Origin of the sequence: Streptomyces sp. NPDC002564 (assembly GCF_042889645.1) — a bacterium.
Lineage (GTDB): Bacteria > Actinomycetota > Actinomycetes > Streptomycetales > Streptomycetaceae > Streptomyces.
Genome location: NZ_JBIARE010000007.1, coordinates 355,025 through 372,989, shown reverse-complemented (window position 1 = coordinate 372,989; position 17,965 = coordinate 355,025). Strand labels below are relative to the sequence as shown.

Genomic DNA, 17,965 nt, shown 5'->3' with positions numbered 1-17,965 from the left:
CCCGCCATGCAGGCAGAACCGAAGAAGACGCAGGCGGGGAACGCACCGGCGGACGCCGCCGAGACGGCCGTCTCGCTGGTCGGCCGGGAGTACGAGGTCGAGGTCGGCCCCGTCGCGCACGGCGGCCACTGCATCGCCCGTACGGATGAGGGCCAGGTCCTCTTCGTACGGCACGCGCTGCCCGGCGAGAAGGTCGTCGCGCGCGTGACCGAGGGCGAGGAGGGCGCGCGGTTCCTGCGCGCGGACGCGGTGACGGTCCTCGACCCCTCCAAGGACCGCGTCGAGGCCCCCTGCCCGTACGCGGGCCCGGGCCGCTGCGGCGGCTGCGACTGGCAGCACGCCAAGCCGGGCGCGCAGCGCCGCCTCAAGGGCGAGGTCATCGCCGAGCAGCTGCAGCGCCTCGCGGGCCTGACCCCCGAGGAGGCCGGCTGGGACGGCACGGTCATGCCCGCGGAGGGCGACAAGCTGCCGGCCGGTGAGGTCCCGCAGTGGCGCACGCGCGTGCAGTACGCCGTCGACGTCGACGGCAACGCGGGCCTGCGCCGCCACCGCTCGCACGAGGTCGAGCCGATCGAGCGCTGCATGATCGCCGCCGAGGGCGTCTCCGAGCTCGGCATCGAGGAGCGCGACTGGTCCGGCATGGCGTCGGTCGAGGCGATCGCGGCGACCGGCTCGCAGGACCGCCAGGTGATCCTCGCCCCGAAGCCGGGCGCGCGGCTCCCGCTGGTCGAGCTGGACAAGCCGGTCTCGGTCCTGCGCGTCGCCGAACAGGACGGCGGCATCCACCGGGTCCACGGCCGCCCCTTCGTCCGCGAGCGCGCGGACGGCCGCACCTACCGCGTCGGCAACGGCGGCTTCTGGCAGGTCCACCCGAAGGCGGCGGAGACCCTGATGCTCGCCGTCATGCAGGGCCTGACCCCTCGCAAGGGCGACACGGCCCTCGACCTCTACTGCGGCGTCGGCCTCTTCGCGGGCGCCCTCGCGGACCGCGTCGGCGAGAAGGGCGCGGTGCTCGGCATCGAGTCCGGCAAGCGTGCGGTGGAGGACGCGCGGCACAACCTCGCGGGGTTCGACCGCGTCCGCATCGAACAGGGCAAGGTCGAATCCGCGCTCCCGCGCACGGGCATCACCGAGGTGGACCTCATCGTCCTGGACCCGCCCCGCGCGGGCGCGGGCAAGCAGACGGTCCGCCACCTGTCGGGCCTGGGCGCCCGCCGCATCGCCTACGTGGCCTGCGACCCGGCGGCGCTGGCACGGGACATCGGCTACTTCAAGGAGGGCGGCTACCGGGTGCGGACGCTCAGGGCGTTCGATCTGTTTCCGATGACGCATCATGTGGAGTGCGTGGCGATCCTTGAGCCTGCCGAAAAGGGCCGCTGACCTGCAGGTCTGGGTGGTGCGCGTGACGGGCGTCACGGCGGCATCTCGACGCTCGTCCGACGCTTGTCGGATCGCTGTCAGGCAGGTCGAGACCTGTGCGGTGCGGGTCCCAGTAGCGATGCGTGAGCCGTCCTCGTCGCTCGGCTCGACGCGGCACGAACCGCGCTCGCCGGCTGGGAGAGCACCGGCCCGCGAGACAAAGGCTGTCTCCGACCGGTGGTGAGGGGCAGGGTCACTTGCCCTTACCACTCCAGAGCCCGTACACGATCACTACGCCGATCGCTGCCGCCACGACGACAAAGGCGACTTGCCCCCACACAGGGAGATCTGGTCCACCGCCAGGTGCGGCCAGTCCCATCATCGACCTTTCCCGCCTCGCACCCGAATTCCCCAGTCACGAGGAACGGACCCATAAACAGGTTGTGGACAGCGGATGTTGCAGGCCCTGACGTTGCGGCAGCCCTTCACGCTGATCACCCTCACCTGGTCGCTCCCGTCCGCCGACTTGGACGTGGGCTGCTCTACCGAGGACGTTGTCGCACCCATCCTTGCAGTCGGCCTCGTCGGCCTCAACTGTCGTATACGGTCACGACATGAACGAACATGCCGGAGCGCAGCGCCCCACTCGGGATTTCATCTCAAGCATATTCAACCGACCGATCCTGGGGCTATTGGTCGCCCTTGTATTGATCGTTGCGATTTGGATCGGCTTGCAGCTTGTACTTCCTGCCGTAACTTGAGTGGCGCGAATACGTCGAGGGCCGCTCTGGGGTGACATTTCAATGGCCATCACGTCAGTCTTTTAACAGTCCGAAGTAGCCCTGTTCCAGGGGGAATTGTTCGACAGGCTCCGCTGTGAGCGCAGGGCCAGCCTGGAACGGCTCCGTGATGGCCGACAGTTCGAAGAGAACCTGGACAGGTCCTGGACAGGTCGCTGAACAGCACATCCGATGAAATCTGCTCGACCTGGACGCACCGCGAAGGAAGCATGGGCGAGTGACGCAGATCGAAGCAGCAGCAATCGCTCTCCAGGACCATGCCGCTCTCTGGAGCACGGGGGAAATCCGCGCGAGGGACGTGGTGGAGGCCGCCTGTGATGCGCTCGTCGCCGGACTCGACACCCCCGGCCTTCGCATGCTCGCCGCCTGCACGCGCGCCGAGGCGGACTACGACGTCCACGACCTGCTTCCCGCAGCACTCGACGAACTCGGCCTCGCCTTCCATCCGGTCGGCAGCCAGGCCGGTCGGGAAGCCGTCGCCCGAGCCCTCGCACGCCGCATGCTCGCCGGAGAGCTCACGCCTCGGGAGTTCACCTTCCGGACTCACCAGCATCACGGGCATGAGGTGCCCCTGACCGTGCGCCTCGCCGAACTCGACGACGAGTACGACATTCTCGAATACGGCGACAGAACCGTAGGACAGGTCGATGCCGAGGTCACCGCCGAAGCCCGCCGCCTCGCAGCCACCTGACCCGCACCGCCAGGTCCTCGCAGCTCACCATCGCCTCAAGGCAGGGATGCGGCGCCCCTTCCATGACGGCTGCCGCCGGGTCGGCTCGCTGGCGTGCGCCGCGATCTCCCGCAAGCGCTCTCGCTCGTCGGGGATCCCGCCAGGGGTGTCGGCAATGGAGGACAGGTCATTGCTGGCGGTAATGAACACCAGGGCGTCGTCGTCGTGTGCGGCTGTCTCGTGCAGGAGGAACTGGGCATACTCCAAACGTCCGAAGGGTTCACCCAGCGGCCCGGACCCGGGGCGATGACCCCGCACTCTTCGGCGGGCGCATGGCTGGGCCCAGCTCGTCTTGCTGGTGAATCTGGGGAAGGCTTCTGGTGCTGATCCACGCGGTGGGGGGGCGTAGCCTCGTCTCCAAGGCTGGGGAGGGGCGCATGATCCTGCTTCTGATTCCGATCACCTACTTGGTGCTGTTCCTGGCGTGGACGGTGTTGCCCATCGTGTTGCCCCGAGGTCCCCTCGGACAGTGGCTTACGGCAACACACCTGGCGATCTCGGTAGTTGCCGTCCTCCTGGCGTGGCTTTCCGATCTCCCTCTGGCGCAACCCGCCGCGATCGTGTGTGCTCTGGGCGGGTTGTTCGCCGCGCTGCGACTCCTTTTGCAGCGGGCGTTCGCGGACAGCCGCGCTGAGGAGGCCTGACGCGCGGAGCTCGGCGTGCTGGAGCGATCGAGCGTGGCACCGCCCACTTCGAGCGATCGAGCGTCGCACCGCCACTTCGGGTGAGGGGCCGGGCCGCCATCTGATCACAGCAACGTAGGAGCAGCATGACCAGCGGGAACCAGGGGCCCGTCCTCGCCGAAGCGGTGACCTTTCAGGAGGGGGTCGACAGGGTCGTCCACGACTGGTCCCGGCTGAAGGGCTGGGGCGTGCACCGTGTCGTGGACCCGTCCGGCGCGCAGGGCGCGGAGGTACTGCGGGCCGTCCACGAGCGCGTGTCCGGCAGCGTTCTCGTCGACGCCGCCGGGCGCACCGCGGACGACGTGTTCACCGAGGCCGTGACCGCCCTCGGGGCACGTTTCAAGACGCCCGGCGCCTGGTCACGACGGTTGCCGAAGAAGCCGGCGCGACTGGTTCTGCTCGCGGGGGCCGACCTCGTCGGACGCACACGGACGAGCGGCGACCCGCGACGGCTGCTGCAGGCACTCAACAGGCTGGGCGGGCTGGGTCACACCGTCTTCGTGGCCGTACGTGATCCGGAGTTCGGCGACGAGTCGTCCCGCTCCCTGCGCCTCGCGGCCGAGCCCCCGGCCCTGGACGGAGTCCCCGCCGAGGTGCTTGCGCTGGCGCTGGCCGAGGCGCGGCACGTGCCGTACGCGGTCTGGCAGGAACTGGTCGCGGGGCTCACCGGACAGCGCCCCGACGGCGGCCGCACGGCGGGCCTGGCGACCAGGCACGTGGATCAAAGCCTGCTCCTCGTGGATACGGACACGCAGACCGTGTCGTTCCGGGACGAGTCCGTAGCCCGCGTGCTCCGGAGGCGGATTCCGGTGGAGGACCGGGCCCGCACGCACCATCACCTCGCCGACCTGCTCGGCGACGTACTCGCCGACGCGCTCGAACAGCCGGCGGCGGCACGGTCCACGAGCGCGGAGCCACCCGTGCAGGACGACCCCCTGGTCCGTTACGCGACGACGGCGCTCGCCGCCCACTGCGCGGCGGCCGACCTCGACGCGGGCGACACCACGCACCCCCGGTTCACCCAACTGCTGCGCCGGACACGGCACGTGGCCCACCTCGCCCCCGAAGCACTACTGGAGGCGGCCGAGGGCGCGGGCCTCGGCGAGGCCCCGGGCGGCTCGGTCCTCGCCGACGCCGCGCACGCACGCGACTACGCGCTCCTGCCGTGCGACCAGGGGACCTGGGTGGCCTGGCTGCACCTCCAGGCGACGGTGCGCGGCGACACCGAGCTGGCCGACGGCCTGGCCGCCGCCGGCGTCCGGACGCCATGGCGGGTGACGTGGTCGCGGTGGCGCCCGCCCGCCGCGCTGCACCCCTCCTACCTCGCCTGCTCCTCGGTCGTTGACCTGATGGAACTGCGCCTTCACGACCGGCCCGTGGCGGCCGCCGTCGCCTACCGCGACCGGCAGCGCCGCGTCACCCTGTACGACCCGCACAGCGGGGAGGAGTTGGCCGCGGCCCCCTGGAAACTGGGCCAAGACCCGGAGGAGGCGTTGCCGGGCCTGTGCTGGCCGACCCCCGGAGGCGAGGCCGACCGGCCCGAGCCCGAGCCGCTGAACGCCGCTCTGCTGGACGCCGGCCCCCTCACCATCGGCGACACCGTGGTGATCGCCGGCCGAGGCGGCCTGTTCGGCATCCACACCGCGCCCGGCACGCCCTTCACCGGGATCACCCGCCACCCGGGCGGCCACGTCGAGGCCGCCTGCCCGGCTCTCCTGAAGACGCCCGCCACCGTCCCGCGCCACGGCCCGGCCCCCCGGCCGGCCGACCTGGACTCTCTCGTCGCCTCCGAGGACGGCACGCTCATCGCTGTGCCGCGGCCGCTGCTTCCCGCGGGCCTGACGCACGCGGCCACCCGTGACTTCCTGGTCGACCAGGGGGTCCCGGCATTCCGGGACGTGCACGGCCTCGGGTTCTTCGGCCTCGAACGCGACCCCGCCTGGTGGAGCATGGCCCACGGAACGCACACCGGCCCGCCGCCGCCCAGCCCCGAGCGGCTGTTGCGCGAGATCGGACAACCCACGGGCATCGCCCCCGAAGACGCCGGGAGCGACCACGCCGGCCCGAGCGGCCCGTACTTCAGGATCGGTCAATGGATGGGCGACGACGTCGTCATCGACGGCCCGACCGGCGCCGTCCTCCATCTGTCCGAACAGGGCGACGAGGGCGCCGTACGCGCCGAGATCGTGGGCCGGAGCCTGCACGACTTCCTCGCGATGGTCTCCGTGTGGCTGCTCGGCGCCCTCGTGTTCACGGAGACCGGCGACGGCATCGAGACCCGGGAGATCCCCTCACGGGTCAAGGGACTCCAGTCCACGTTGGACCCGGCCGGCGCCGCGGCCGGTATCTGGGGCATCGCCCTGATGGACCACTGACTCCTGCCCAGCCCGGCGGAGATCACGGGGCGTTCGGCCTGGAAGTCGGCTGGGTCAGCTGGCGCAGTCCGGGTGGGTCAGGAGTGGGGTCGGCCGGTGAGGGACTGTGCGGCCGCGGCGTTCAGCGCGGCCCAGCCCCCGGCGACGGCGGCGATCTTGGCCCGGCGGGCCGGGTCCTGCTGCGCGGCGCCGAACAGCACGGCATCGGAGAGATCGGCCGCCGCGCGGCACCACAGGGCGGTGCGCCGCGCGACGGGGGTGGGCGCGAACACGATGGCTGCGCCCAGTGCCGTATCGCGCGCGCCGATGGCGCGCACCAGCACGGCTGTCCCCGTGGAGACGGACCCGTCGGTCTCCGCCAGACCGCAGGGCCCGGCCAGCCACCGTGGTCTGATCATGATCGCGGCGCTGTAGAGGACGGTGGCGGCGCCCAGGGCACGGGCCATGTGGTCACGCATGCTGTCTCCGGATGCTCGGAGTGGTCAGTGCTCGGCCTGTTCGACGGCGTTCTTGATGCCGGTGAGTGCTTCGGTCAGGCCGTGGTCGATGGCCGGGCCTTCGGCGTGCTCGGTGTGGAGTTCCACCGTCAGGCGTGAGGTGCCGGGCGCCGCACCGGCGTCGACGTGGAGGCGGCCGCGGTAGTCGTGCGGGCCGGGCGCGCCCCATTCCAGGGTCTTGCCCTCGTGCAGGACCTGGATCCAGGCTTCGCTGGTGACGTCCTGCTCGGGCCGGCCGGGCGGGTCGATGTGCGCGGTGACCGTCACCTGGTCGCCGTCGTGGGGCCGGGCGGCGGTGAGCCGGGGCAGGTAGGAGGGCAGGTTCTTCACGTCGGCCAGGTAGGCGAAGAGCCGCTCGGGCGGCACGGACACCGTGATTGATTGATCGTAGTCACCCATGGCTCATGGGTGCCCCTCTCAAGCGCACCGTAACGGACCGGTTACCAGCACCATCCCCCTGTACGTACGGCGGCCCTACCGATCGACGATCGACACGGGGCGGGGGCGGTCCGAGCCCGCACCGACCGTCGGCAGCACCACCCGACAGGACGAGGACCTGCGCGGGGCCGACCGACCCTGTGCACCGCTCCATCACGTCCATCACGTCCATCACGTCCATCACGTCCATCACGTCCATCACGTCCATCGCATCCATCCCGCGCACTGCTCCCAGGGCTCCTGCGCGCACCGTCGGGGAGGCTCGGCGGGGGAAGCGGACGGCCGTCCTGGTCTGCATCAGCCTTCGCGCCGGGAGCCCTGCTCACCGGCGGGGAAGGCCCGGTAGAGCGCCTCCGCGTGCGGCTCGTCCCACCGGCTGATCCGCAGCCGCTCCACCCGGCCGTCCGCGGACCGCAGTTCGACCTCCTGGCCGCGATCGAACTGCACTCGCACCCGCGGATTGCTGCAGACCGCCTCGGCCTGCCCACGCATCATCTCGAACCAGATGCCGCGTATCCCGTACTGGCGATCGTTGCCGCGATGGCGCAGCAGTCGCACGCGGCGGTCCGTGAGCAGCAATGACGCCTGCCGGGCTCCCAGGCCCCACCACCGTGGTCCGTACGAGACGCCGCAACCGCCCGCCAACTCCTCGCCCTCCGGCACCCACTTGGCCAGACGCTCCCGGTCGATCACCCAGTTGGACGCTTCCATCGTCGCTCCCCTCGCCGAGAGCGCGACACCGCCGCGCCTCTGCCCGTATACCTCCTACCTCCCGGAGCGGCCTTCACACGAGACGACGGCGCCGCTCCGCTGCTGGCTGGACGCTGGAAAGAGACGGTTCACCGGTCCTTCACACGGGCGTGGCGGATATGCCGACCGCTGCGGGCCAGCGCGCGGAGCGTGCTCCCTTCGGCCTCCGGCTGGCCGGCTTGGCCGCCCGGGGGAGTGGGACACTGGGCTGCGGACCGGCAACGGCGGGGGACGGGGCGGCGGGTGACCAAGCGTATTCATTTCACCGCGGAGGATCTTGCGCGGACCAGGGTGGCCACCACCCTCGGGGTCGCCGCCGAGACCCTGGACAGCATCAAACGGCTGCGCGCGGGAGACAGCACCCCGGCCTTCCACCGCTGGCGCACCGCGGTGGGCGCGGAGTCGGCCGGAAGCCTGCGGGAACAGGCAGGTCCCCTGCTCGCGTTGATGCCGGACCGCGGGCCCCAGATCGACATGGCGAGCCTCGCGGGCGACGCCACCGACATCGATGAGGCGGTCGACCACCTGCTGGCTGCCCCACGCGCTCTGGTGCGCCTGGAAGTGGAGTACCTCGACATCCACCCGGCCCACCGTGCGTGGGCCGGGCTCCTGGCCGGCGGCGACCGTGCGGCACGCCTGGAGTTGGCGGAGGCGCTGCGGGCCTGCCACCGAGCGGCAGTCGCCCCGTACTGGCAGCAGATGCACTCGCACCTCACGTCGGTCCGGACCGACTACGTGCACACGATGGCCGAGGGGGGAGTCGAGAGGCTGCTGGAGACGGTGGGCATTCCGTTGGTGCGCTGGCGGCCTCCCGTGCTCGAAGTACGCCATCCCTGCGAGTCGGACATCCACCTGCGGGGGCGCGGGCTCATCATCGTGCCGACCGTCTTCTCGTCGCAGCAGGCGGAGGTGCTGCACAGCCCCGTGGACGAGGAGCAGCCGCCCGTCCTGGCCCTGCCCACGGTCGGCGGGCGGGCACACGGCAGCGCACTCTGGATCTCGCGGGGGCCCGCCGAGCGTTCGCTCGAGGATTTGATGGGGCGGACCAGAGCCGCCGTCCTCGCGGCCGCGGCCGAGGGCTGCAGTACGACCGAACTGGCCCGCAGCCTGGGCATTTCACCCGCGACGGCCAGCCAGCACGCGAGCGTGCTGCGCAAGGCGGCGCTGATCACCACCCGCCGCGACGGCAAGGCGGTCCTGCACATGACCACCCGCCTGGGCGCCGCGCTGCTGGCCTCCACCACCCCAGGTTTCGGTCCCTGACGAAAGGATTGCCGCCCCGCTGCTCCCGCGGAGACAGTTGTCCCGTCGCACCAGCAGGAACGACGGCACGTGCGGTCGGGGGATCCGCACGTGCCGTCCATGCGGGGAGCCACGTACGGCCCCCACACCGACGACCACGTGGCCGACGACCCAGGGGTGGCCGGCAAGCCCGGCATCGCGCGCTGTCTCCCGGCCGTCCTGCCTGACCCGTGGCCGACCTTCGGCCGTGCCACGCCGGTCGACACGACGGACACCGGGGCGGAGTCGCTGGAGCGCGCACGGTTCATCGCCGCCCGCGCCGGGGATCAGTGGCCCGGGCCGGACCCGCCGTAGTAGCCACTGAGCTGGTCGCGGTAGGCCGGGTCGCCCAGGTGCTTGTCCTTGTCGAACTCGGGGGCGTCCTTGATCTGGTCCTTGGTGCGCGCGACGATGATCTTGCGCTCCTCGTGGTCGATGGCGGTGACGGTGCTGGCGGGCAGCATCACCTCCTTGCCGAAGATCCACACACCGGTGTCCACGACGAGGTACTGGTTCGACACCTCGTTCGAGTGCTTGTCGACCTTGCCGATGTCGCCGTCGGTCGCCTCGACCTTGTATCCCGTCAGGTCGGCGTCCGGTCCGTGCCCGGCGGTGGGGGCGTAACTCCACATGTCGCTGCTCATCGAGTCCTCCTCGGGTGATGTCCTCGGGTGATGCTCCGGCGCACCTAGTGCCCGGCCGAAACACCGGGCAAACGGACGTCATACGGGGACGGGTCCCCGGTGCGACAGGGGAGGGGAGAAAGTCCCCCGCCCAGCGGAAGGCCGGTCCCGGACGCCGCACATCACCGTCACCGCCCCGAGCCGTCCCGGACTCGTACGCAATTCACCACGAGGGCAGCCTGACCGTCGGGCCTTGGACATGCTCGTGGTCTTCTTGTAGCGCCATGTGCTCGCCTACCTGCCCGGGGAAGGCCGGATCCCCGGGGGCGTCGGGGCCGCCGCGCGCCGGGCCCTGGGCGCCGGCGGCGTCTAGCCCTCCCCCTCCAACAGATGCAGCGCCCGCAAGGACGCCTCCAGGGCGAAGCGGTGGTTGGGGTCGGTGAGGTGGGGGCCCAGGAGTACGTCCAGGTTGCGGAGGCGGTAGCGGACCGTCTGGGCGTGGACGCCCAGGAGTTCGCCGACCTGTTCCGCCGGGGCCCGGGTCGAGACGTGGACGCGGAGGGTTTCGACCAGGCGGTCGCGGCGGTTGGCCGGGAGGTGGTCGAGGGGGGCCAGTTCCGCGGCCGCCAGGTGGGTGACCAGGGCTGGGTCCGACAGGAGCCACAGGGTCACCAGGTGGTCCTCGCAGCGGACCACGGGCGCGTCGGCCACGACGCCCTCGTCGATGAGCTGGAGCGTCCGGCGCGCCCAGCGGATGGAGTCCGCGGCCTGGACGAGCGGCATGGTCGGGCCCACCACGGCGTGCGCGCCCGAGAGGGCCGCGTCGAGCATCGCCAGGCGCTCCGGGGTGAGCGGGCCCGGCATCAGCAGGTGCGGCTGCGGGATGTCCAGGTCCAGCAGGACGTCGTCGGCCAGCGCCGCCTCCAGGTGCTCGGGGAGCGGCGTGCGCAGGGCCACCATCGTGGCGGAGGCGGGCAGTTGCCAGGCGGCCGCCTCGCAGAGCGTGGCGAGCGACTGGGGCAGCGGGGGCGCGGCGAGGATCAGGTGGAGCAGGCGGCGGCGCCGCGCCGGGACCTCGGAGAAGGCCCGCGACTGCACCTCGACGTAGCCCTCGCGGGAGATCTGCTCCAGCTCGTCGACGTAGGCGAACAGCGCGTCGGCGAAGGCCAGGATCAGGGTGGGGGAGAGCCGGTACTGCTGGCCCACCGCCTTGACGCGGCGCAGCGCGATGCGGGCGCCGAGCCGGTAGGCCCCGCGGAGCGTCTCCAGCGCGCGCCCCTCGTAGGCCTCGACCCGGCCGAACTTGCGCAGCAGTTCGTCGCGGAGCACGGAGTTCTTGCCGGGTTCGGCGACGCGGTCCACGAAGGCGGACAGGGCCTGCTCCAGGCCCTGTCGGATGGGTTCGGCGTTGGGGCCGTTGAGCAGGCGTCCGTACACGGGGTAGGCCCGGGTGACCTCGGCGCCGATCTCCTTCATGAGGCCGGGTAATTCCGGTCTCATGAAGACGGCGAACTCCTTGGGGAGGGGTTCCAGCGGTTCACCGACTTCAGGTGGTCGCGTGGATGAGGGCATGAGTGCCGTCCCTTGCTCTTCGGTGCCCACGATGCACCGGTCGTGTGCTCCGGTGCATCACGGGGGAGGCACACGACCGGTCTTGAGGTGACGCGTGTCTGGGCTGTTGAAGCTAAATCAAGTTTCATGGGACGTACACAGTTCGTGCACATTTCGGAGCGGTGGGGCGTGGGGCGACTGCCGGTACGGCTGAGAATCGCCGTTGCGCGGCTGTTAATCGACGGCGGAGTGCCAGTTCTCCGCGAGGCGCTTGCCCGCGTCGGGGGCGGCGGTGCCGGGGGCGGTCAGGCCGGCGAGGTAGGTCTGGGCGTTGTTGAGCGTCAGGCTGTTCTTCCCGGCGGCGGAGGGCAGTCCGGTCTTGGCGTTGACCGCCGCGTCGATCAGGCCGAACAGGCCGAGGCCGCAGCCGCTGGCGCCGGGCACCGCGAAGGTGCTGTCGTTCTGCGCGGCACCGGTGAGGTTGATCCGGCTCATCTCGCCGTCGTCGGTGACCGTGCCGTCACCGCGGAAGAACGACATGCCGAACTCGGGGAAGTCCAGGTTCTTGGGGCGCAGCACGATGGGCTTGGCGGCGGTGCCGATGTAGCACTTGCCGCCGAGGAACGGGTTCTCCAGGTGGATGCGGACCGGGATGGCGATGATCGGCTTGTCGGTGACGATGCCGGCGGTCTGGTCGAAGTCGTAGGGCGCGCCGACCGACTCCACCGTCGCCGTGATCTTGTTGAGCGAGCTGTTGTCGAGCTGCTTGCAGATCTCGGTGATCGCGGGCACGTTGCTCGGGCACATCAGGCCGAGCAGACCGCCGGGGACGGTCGCGGAGTCGGCGATGAGGGCGCCGCCGGGCGGGGCCACCACGCTGCTCGTCCCGTCCGAGTTCTGGACGACGCCGATCTGGAGGTTGGTGCGGCCCGTGGGCACGGTGGTCTTGCCCAGCTTGATGGAGCCGTTCGGCGAGCTGGAGACCACGCACTGCGGGGTCTTGGCCAGGCCGTCGGCGGCCAGCATGGCCGGGGCGTCCACGGGACAGCGGGTGAAGGGCGCCCACTCGCCGTTCGGTGCGGCCGTGGCCGCGGTGGCGGAGCCCACCGAGGCGAAGACGCCGAGCGCGGTGCCGAGGACGGTGGCGGTGGTGGCGACTCTGGCGCCGAGTCCGGTGCCGTGGGAGAACCGCATCATGTGGCCTTTCGGGTGAAGGAGTTGACGGAGCGGGGGCTCATCGCTCCGCCACGGGGACCTTGAGGGGCTGCGCGTCGTCGGTGCACTCGTCCGGGTTGAGCTCGTCGGCCGAGACGTAGCAGGTCTGTCCCTGCATCTGCTTGACGTAGTTGTCCGGTCCTGAGACCGAGGCGGTGAGCAGGCGGTCGAGGTTCTCGCCGTCGGCGGTGCCGCAGCCGGTGAACGCGGGGACCGTGACCTTGCCGGTCATCGGGCCGCCGGACAGCAGCAGGTAGCCGGTGGCGGGTTCGCCGGTGACCTGTTCACCCCGGCCGTGCAGGATCAGGTGGTCGCCGGGGAACTTCGCCGGTTCCGGTTCCGGGGACGTGAGCGAGGACTTGGTACGGCACTTCGAACCGACGTCCAGCCGGGTGCCGTTGACCTTCAGCGACGTCACCCGGAGCACGAGCGGCGCCCGGACGTAGGTGTCGGTGCTGGTGAACACGAAGTCGGTGGTGCCGTGCGAGTCGATGGTCATCGGGCCCGCCTGCTCCAGCACCATCGTGGCCGTCGTGGGCGTGAAGTCGAAGGTCAGGAAGGTCGCCTCGAAGGGCGGGGTCTGCCGGCGCTGCCCGTTGTAGAGGTCGCCGGTGGAGTGCTGGGTGATGGTGGCGCCGCTGAAGTCCGGGAAGAACACGAACTCCGGCTCCCCCTGGGTGATGAGGGCGCAGAACGGCGGGATCAGCGCGGCGCCGTCCAGCTTGTTCACGTTGGAGTAGCCGGTGAGGTAGGAGTTCAGCGACATCGGTCCGGCCGGGTACTTCTCGTCGTACTTGCAGGTCGGCGCGGCGGCGCGGGGGGCGGCGCCGCCGGGGGCGTCGACCTTCGGCGCGACGTTGTCCTTGGCGTCCCGGCCGTCCCGGCCGCCCTTGCCGTCCTTGCCGCCCTCCGGGTCCTCCTCCGTCGGCCCCGGTGTGCCGGAGGAGGAGGGCGTGCCGGAGGGCGATCCGGACGGTGATCCGCTCGGGGTGCCCGGGTCGCCCCCGTCGTCGCCGACCGCGACGGCGGCCAGGCGGCCCTGGTCCGGGGCGTCGTCGGCGAGGGCGCAGTCGACGGTGACCGTGGCGGGGTCGGCGGCGCCGCCGTCCGCCTTCGTCAGCGCGAGGTCCAGGGAGAAGTCCTGTGCCTTCATCGTCAGTCGGCCCGTGCTCCGGCCGGTCACGGTGGGGACGTCCCCCGTCGCGGTCAGGGTCAGCGCGCCCTCCGCGGGCAGGGCCGTGGATGCGGAGTCGCCGCGCCAGGTCGCCTCCGCGCCGGCCTCGCCCTGGGTGACGCCGACCGTGAGGCGGGTCGCCGCCCTGGCTTCGGCCGCGCCCAGCTTGGTGAGGTCGGCCACGGCCGCTGCCGGCAGGGTGACGTCCGTGGTCACGTCTTCGGGCTCGATGGGCTCACCGGTCGCCACGCGCTCGGGGAGGGACGCCGAGATCCGGACCTCCGCGGCGTGCTTCCCGGAGGGGAACAGGCATGCGTAGGGCAGGGTGACGTCGACCTTCTGCGTACCGGACGCCCCGGCCGCCGCGGGCACCGTGGCCGCGAGCACGACGAACGCGGCGATGGCCGCGGCCCTGGCGCGGCTGCGGGCCGTCCGGCGGACGGCGGTACGGGGGCCTGTCATCTGTCACTCCGCTCGGGGTCGTGCCACGTCCGGACGGCCGACGGCTGCCGCCGTGTGCGGGCGGGCCGCACGCCCGGCCGGGGTCACCGGCCGGGCGGCGCTAAGCCGTGCTCGGCTTACGGGTTGGAGCCGACGATCTTCGGGATGGTCGACGTACCCGTCACCTTGACCGCGTACTTGCCCTTGAAGGTGGGCTTGGTGGCGGTGGTGACCACGCTGCCGCAGCCGGTGGCCGAGGTGACGGTCAGTTCACCGGAGACGCTGTTGACGTCGAGGATGCCGGTGGAGTTGGTGTAGGTCCCGGAGGCCTTGCCCTGGACGTTGAACACGCAGGCGCCGGCGGTCACCTTCGCCTTGACGTTGCCGACGTAGCCCTTCGTCACACCGGTCGAGGCGGTGTAGTCCTGGGCGACGACGGTCCAGGGGGTGGTCGCCACGGTCGTCACGTTGCCCAGGACGCTGGTGCAGGGCGAGCCGCTCGTACCGAAGTTGATGGCGTTGATGTTGCCCACCGTGGCCGGGTTGCCGGTCGCGCTGGCCATCGTGCCCGAGGCGCTCGACGTCGTACACGTCATCGGGATGTTGGCGGTCAGCACGATGTTGCCGCTGTTGGTCGCCGAGAAGTTGGCCGGCGACGGAGTGACGGTCCAGACCGTGGAGGGGACGGCCGAGGCGGGGGCGACCGCCATGACGAAGGCGGCAGTGCCCGCGCCCGCCACGACGGCGATTTTTGTCAGGGACTTCTTCATGATTTGGGGACTCCCTTGTGGATTGACCGGCAGAGGGGGACCGCACCCGTACTTGTCGAGCGGAAGTCGAGCGGAAGAACGGACGGTCCGCGGCTCGGAAATCCTCGACCGCGAGCCATGACGTTACTTGCGGGAAACTTAGCCGAACAATGGCGCTGACCATGATTTTTTCGGGTAGTTGAAATGCCTGTGCCTCAGGTGAGCAGTCCGGGACGCTGCTTAGTCATCCGCTGCTAAAAAGATATCGCCGGGGGAACTGCCGAGGGAAGCGTCCGAGGTGGGCGGATATCACGTGCGGTAGTCCGCGGCGGCCCGTACTGCTCACCGGATGACAAGGAGAAGTCGAATACTTGTCACCGCGATGACAAAGACGCCGGGGGCGAACTCAAACCTTCGGGAAATTCGTATCCGTCTATTGCCCGCTCAGGTTACTCGGTCGTAGCGTGCCGGACACGGCGCTGATCTCCTGGTGGGCCCCCCTGCCGAGGAGGCGTGACGGATGGTTCGCTCCCGGCCCTGCCCTCCTGCCGGGGCGTACATCCGTCGGCGGCGTCGTGCGGCGCCCAGCCCCCGGGCAGCGCACGACGCCGCCCCGCACACCGCTCGTCACGTACACGATGTGAACGCCTCGTGCTCCTCGGCGCACGCTGCCCACCCGCTTTGGAGGTGATATGGGAATAGAAGTGGTGGTCGAGGGTCTCACCAAATCCTTCGGCACACAGAAGATCTGGCAGGACGTGAGCCTCACCCTGCCGGCCGGAGAAGTGAGCGTCATGCTCGGTCCTTCCGGAACGGGAAAGACCGTTTTTCTGAAGTCGCTCATCGGACTGCTGAAGCCGGAGCGCGGTCGTGTCCTCGTCGACGGTGTCGACATGGCGAACAGTCCCGAACGGGATATCTACGAGACGCGCAAGAAATTCGGGCTCATGTTCCAGGACGGCGCCCTTTTCGGTTCCATGTCCCTCTTCGACAACATCGCCTTTCCGTTGCGCGAGCACACCCGCAAGAAGGAGTCGGAGATCCGCCGCATCGTCATGGAGCGGATCGACGTCGTCGGGCTGCTCGGCGCCGAGGGCAAACTGCCGGGGGAGATCAGCGGCGGCATGCGCAAGCGGGCCGGACTCGCCCGCGCGCTCGTGCTCGACCCGCAGATCATCCTGTGCGACGAACCCGACTCCGGGCTCGACCCCGTCCGCACCGCCTACCTCTCCCAGTTGCTCATCGACCTGAACGCGCAGATCGACGCGACGATGCTCATCGTCACCCACAACCTCGACATCGCCGCCACGGTCCCCGACAACATGGGCATGCTCTTCCGCCGCGAACTGGTCACCTTCGGCCCGCGCGAGGTGCTCCTGACCAGCGAGGAGCCGGTCGTGGCGCAGTTCCTCTCCGGGCGCCGCGAGGGCCCGATCGGGATGTCGGAGGAGAAGGACGCCGCCACCCTGGCCGCCGAGGCCGCGGGAGGCCGGGGCGCGAACGCCGGACCGCGGGAGATCATCCCGCAGCTGGAGCCGTCCCCCGGGCTGCCGCCGCGCCGCGCCGTCGACCGCCGCAGGGAGCGGGTCCTCGGCATGCTCGACCGGCTGCCGCCCGCCGCCCGCGCCGCCATCCAGCGCACGTACGCCGCCCACCCCGCCACCGGCACCCCCGGCACCACCGCCACCCAGCCGCTCCCCGCACCGGCCACCGGGAGCGGCGCATGATCACCGGCGCCCTGCGGCAGACCGGCCGGCTCTTCGCGCTCGCCGTCGAGGTGGCCCGCGCGATCTTCCGGCGGCCGTTCCAGTTCCGCGAGTTCATCGAGCAGTTCTGGTTCATCGCCAGTGTCACGCTGCTGCCCGCGGCCCTGGTCTCGATCCCGTTCGGCGCCGTGATCGCCCTGCAAGTCGGCTCGCTCACCCAGCAGTTGGGCGCCCAGTCCTTCACCGGCGGCGCCAGCGTGCTGGCCGTCGTCCAGCAGGCGAGCCCGCTGATCGTGGCCCTGCTCATCGCGGGCGCGGCCGGCTCCGCCATCTGCGCCGACCTCGGCTCCCGCACCATCCGCGAAGAGCTGGACGCCATGGAGGTCATGGGCGTCTCCCCGGTGCAGCGCCTGGTGGTGCCCCGCGTCCTGGCCACCATGGGCGTCGCGGTCCTGCTCAACGGCCTGGTCTCGGTGGTCGGCATCCTCGGCGGCTACGCCTTCAACGTCTTCCTCCAGGACGGCACGCCCGGCGCCTACCTCTCCAGCTTCTCCGCGCTGGCCCAGCTCTCCGACCTCTACATCAGCGAACTCAAGGCCCTGGTCTTCGGGTTCATCGCGGGTGTGGTCGCCGCCTACCGGGGCCTCAACCCGCGCGGCGGCCCCAAGGGCGTCGGCGACGCGGTCAACCAGTCCGTCGTCATCACCTTCCTGCTGCTCTTCTTCGTCAACATGGTGATGACGGCCGTCTACCTCCAAATCGTGCCGCCGAAGGGGGGCTGACGCCGTGGCCTCCCCGCTCACCTGGCTCGACCGCTCCGGCGACCAACTCCTCTTCTACGTACGCTCCCTGCTCTGGATCCCGCGCACCCTGCGCCGCTACCTCAAAGAGGTGCAGCGCCTCCTCGCCGAGGTCGCCTTCGGCACCGGCGGGCTCGGGGTCATCGGCGGCACCATCGGCGTGATGATCGCGATGACCCTGTTCACCGGGACCGTCGTGGGACTCCAGGGCTACGCGGCCCTCGACCAGATCGGCACCGCGGCCTTCACCGGCTTCGTCTCCGCGTACTTCAACACCCGCGAGATCGCCCCGCTCGTCGCCGGACTCGCCCTGTCCGCCACGGTCGGCGCGGGCTTCACCGCCCAGCTCGGCGCCATGCGCATCAACGAGGAGGTCGACGCCCTCGAAGGCATGGGCATCCGCTCACTGCCGTACCTGGTCACCACCCGCATCATCGCCGGCGTCGTCGCCATCATCCCGCTCTACGCGATCGGCCTGCTCTCCTCCTTCCTGGCCTCCCGCTACGTCACGGTCCTCTTCAACGGCCAGTCCCGCGGCACGTACGACCACTACTTCAACCTGTTCCTCTCACCCACGGACGTGCTGCTCTCCGTCCTGAAGGTGCTGATCTTCAGCGTGATGGTGATCGTCGCCCACTGCTACTACGGCTACCGCGCCTCCGGCGGCCCGGCCGGGGTCGGCGTGGCCGTCGGCCGGTCGGTGCGCAACGCCATCGTGCTGATCAGCGTCACCGACTTCTTCCTGTCGCTGGCCCTGTGGGGCGCCACCACGACCGTGAAGGTGGCGGGCTGA

At 70.8% G+C, this 17,965-nt stretch carries 19 protein-coding genes; 10 read left to right on the top strand and 9 right to left on the bottom strand.

Going from position 1 to position 17,965, the window contains the following annotated elements; genetic code table 11:
* Positions 1-6 precede the first annotated feature (6 nt).
* The 3 genes from ACFYXE_RS25800 (at position 7) to ACFYXE_RS25790 (ending at position 2,850) form a co-directional block, all read left to right on the top strand.
* Positions 7-1,380 (top strand): class I SAM-dependent RNA methyltransferase, encoded by a 1,374-nt coding sequence (locus tag ACFYXE_RS25800; protein ID WP_389316052.1) that lies wholly within the window; start codon positions 7-9, stop codon positions 1,378-1,380.
* Between the two features lie 593 nt (positions 1,381-1,973).
* On the top strand, positions 1,974-2,120 hold the full coding sequence (locus ACFYXE_RS25795; RefSeq protein WP_389316050.1) for a hypothetical protein: 147 nt from the start codon (positions 1,974-1,976) through the stop codon (positions 2,118-2,120).
* A 256-nt stretch (positions 2,121-2,376) separates the two neighbouring features.
* On the top strand, positions 2,377-2,850 hold the full coding sequence (locus ACFYXE_RS25790) for a hypothetical protein (RefSeq protein ID WP_389316048.1): 474 nt from the start codon (positions 2,377-2,379) through the stop codon (positions 2,848-2,850).
* Positions 2,851-2,874: 24 nt separating this feature from the next.
* Here the strand turns inward: ACFYXE_RS25790 and ACFYXE_RS25785 are convergent, their stop codons facing one another.
* Positions 2,875-3,096, bottom strand: coding sequence for a hypothetical protein (locus tag ACFYXE_RS25785; protein ID WP_389316046.1), 222 nt, complete (start codon positions 3,094-3,096; stop codon positions 2,875-2,877).
* 170 nt (positions 3,097-3,266) lie between these two features.
* Between ACFYXE_RS25785 and ACFYXE_RS25780 the strand changes: the two genes are divergently transcribed.
* On the top strand, positions 3,267-3,533 hold the full coding sequence (locus tag ACFYXE_RS25780; RefSeq protein ID WP_389316044.1) for a hypothetical protein: 267 nt from the start codon (positions 3,267-3,269) through the stop codon (positions 3,531-3,533).
* Between the two features lie 125 nt (positions 3,534-3,658).
* Positions 3,659-5,947 carry an SUKH-4 family immunity protein gene (locus tag ACFYXE_RS25775; protein WP_389316042.1) on the top strand — a complete coding sequence of 763 codons (2,289 nt, stop codon included), beginning with the start codon at positions 3,659-3,661 and terminating at the stop codon, positions 5,945-5,947.
* Between the two features lie 77 nt (positions 5,948-6,024).
* Here ACFYXE_RS25775 and ACFYXE_RS25770 read toward each other — a convergent pair whose 3' ends face one another.
* From ACFYXE_RS25770 to ACFYXE_RS25760, 3 genes are all read right to left on the bottom strand, one after another.
* The gene (locus ACFYXE_RS25770; RefSeq protein WP_389316040.1) at positions 6,025-6,405 is read right to left on the bottom strand and encodes a hypothetical protein; all 381 of its coding nucleotides are present in this window, start codon (positions 6,403-6,405) and stop codon (positions 6,025-6,027) included.
* A gap of 24 nt (positions 6,406-6,429) precedes the next feature.
* The gene (locus ACFYXE_RS25765) at positions 6,430-6,843 is read right to left on the bottom strand and encodes an SRPBCC family protein (protein WP_389316038.1); all 414 of its coding nucleotides are present in this window, start codon (positions 6,841-6,843) and stop codon (positions 6,430-6,432) included.
* 336 nt (positions 6,844-7,179) lie between these two features.
* Positions 7,180-7,593: a hypothetical protein gene (locus tag ACFYXE_RS25760; protein ID WP_389316036.1), complete on the bottom strand. Its 414-nt coding sequence runs from the start codon at positions 7,591-7,593 to the stop codon at positions 7,180-7,182.
* A 282-nt stretch (positions 7,594-7,875) separates the two neighbouring features.
* Between ACFYXE_RS25760 and ACFYXE_RS25755 the strand changes: the two genes are divergently transcribed.
* Together ACFYXE_RS25755 and ACFYXE_RS25750 are read left to right on the top strand one after the other, a co-directional pair.
* A complete protein-coding gene (locus ACFYXE_RS25755; RefSeq protein WP_389316034.1) occupies positions 7,876-8,895 on the top strand; it encodes a winged helix-turn-helix domain-containing protein in 1,020 nt (339 codons plus the stop codon).
* A gap of 90 nt (positions 8,896-8,985) precedes the next feature.
* Positions 8,986-9,228 carry a hypothetical protein gene (locus ACFYXE_RS25750; RefSeq protein ID WP_389316032.1) on the top strand — a complete coding sequence of 81 codons (243 nt, stop codon included), beginning with the start codon at positions 8,986-8,988 and terminating at the stop codon, positions 9,226-9,228.
* Here ACFYXE_RS25750 and ACFYXE_RS25745 read toward each other — a convergent pair.
* From ACFYXE_RS25745 to ACFYXE_RS25725, 5 genes are all read right to left on the bottom strand, one after another.
* Entirely contained in the window at positions 9,201-9,557 is a 357-nt protein-coding gene (locus tag ACFYXE_RS25745; RefSeq protein WP_389316030.1) for a PRC-barrel domain-containing protein, read from the bottom strand. The two genes, ACFYXE_RS25750 and ACFYXE_RS25745, sit on opposite strands and share 28 nt — an antisense overlap.
* A 348-nt stretch (positions 9,558-9,905) precedes the next feature.
* The gene (locus ACFYXE_RS25740) at positions 9,906-11,108 is read right to left on the bottom strand and encodes a helix-turn-helix domain-containing protein (protein ID WP_361164488.1); all 1,203 of its coding nucleotides are present in this window, start codon (positions 11,106-11,108) and stop codon (positions 9,906-9,908) included.
* 213 nt (positions 11,109-11,321) lie between these two features.
* Positions 11,322-12,281: a hypothetical protein gene (locus ACFYXE_RS25735; protein WP_389316285.1), complete on the bottom strand. Its 960-nt coding sequence runs from the start codon at positions 12,279-12,281 to the stop codon at positions 11,322-11,324.
* A 40-nt stretch (positions 12,282-12,321) separates the two neighbouring features.
* On the bottom strand, positions 12,322-13,938 hold the full coding sequence (locus tag ACFYXE_RS25730) for a DUF6801 domain-containing protein (protein ID WP_389316028.1): 1,617 nt from the start codon (positions 13,936-13,938) through the stop codon (positions 12,322-12,324).
* Positions 13,939-14,054: 116 nt separating this feature from the next.
* Positions 14,055-14,687: a hypothetical protein gene (locus tag ACFYXE_RS25725; protein WP_361164497.1), complete on the bottom strand. Its 633-nt coding sequence runs from the start codon at positions 14,685-14,687 to the stop codon at positions 14,055-14,057.
* 671 nt (positions 14,688-15,358) lie between these two features.
* Here ACFYXE_RS25725 and ACFYXE_RS25720 point away from each other — a divergent pair.
* Genes ACFYXE_RS25720 through ACFYXE_RS25710 form a run of 3 tightly spaced genes read left to right on the top strand, consistent with a single transcriptional unit; the run spans position 15,359 to position 17,965 of the window.
* Positions 15,359-16,393 (top strand): ABC transporter ATP-binding protein, encoded by a 1,035-nt coding sequence (locus ACFYXE_RS25720; protein WP_389316026.1) that lies wholly within the window; start codon positions 15,359-15,361, stop codon positions 16,391-16,393.
* Positions 16,390-17,154 (top strand): ABC transporter permease, encoded by a 765-nt coding sequence (locus ACFYXE_RS25715; RefSeq protein WP_361164503.1) that lies wholly within the window; start codon positions 16,390-16,392, stop codon positions 17,152-17,154. The genes ACFYXE_RS25720 and ACFYXE_RS25715 overlap by 4 nt, the downstream gene beginning before the upstream one ends.
* 4 nt (positions 17,155-17,158) lie before the next feature.
* Entirely contained in the window at positions 17,159-17,965 is an 807-nt protein-coding gene (locus tag ACFYXE_RS25710; protein ID WP_361164506.1) for an ABC transporter permease, read from the top strand.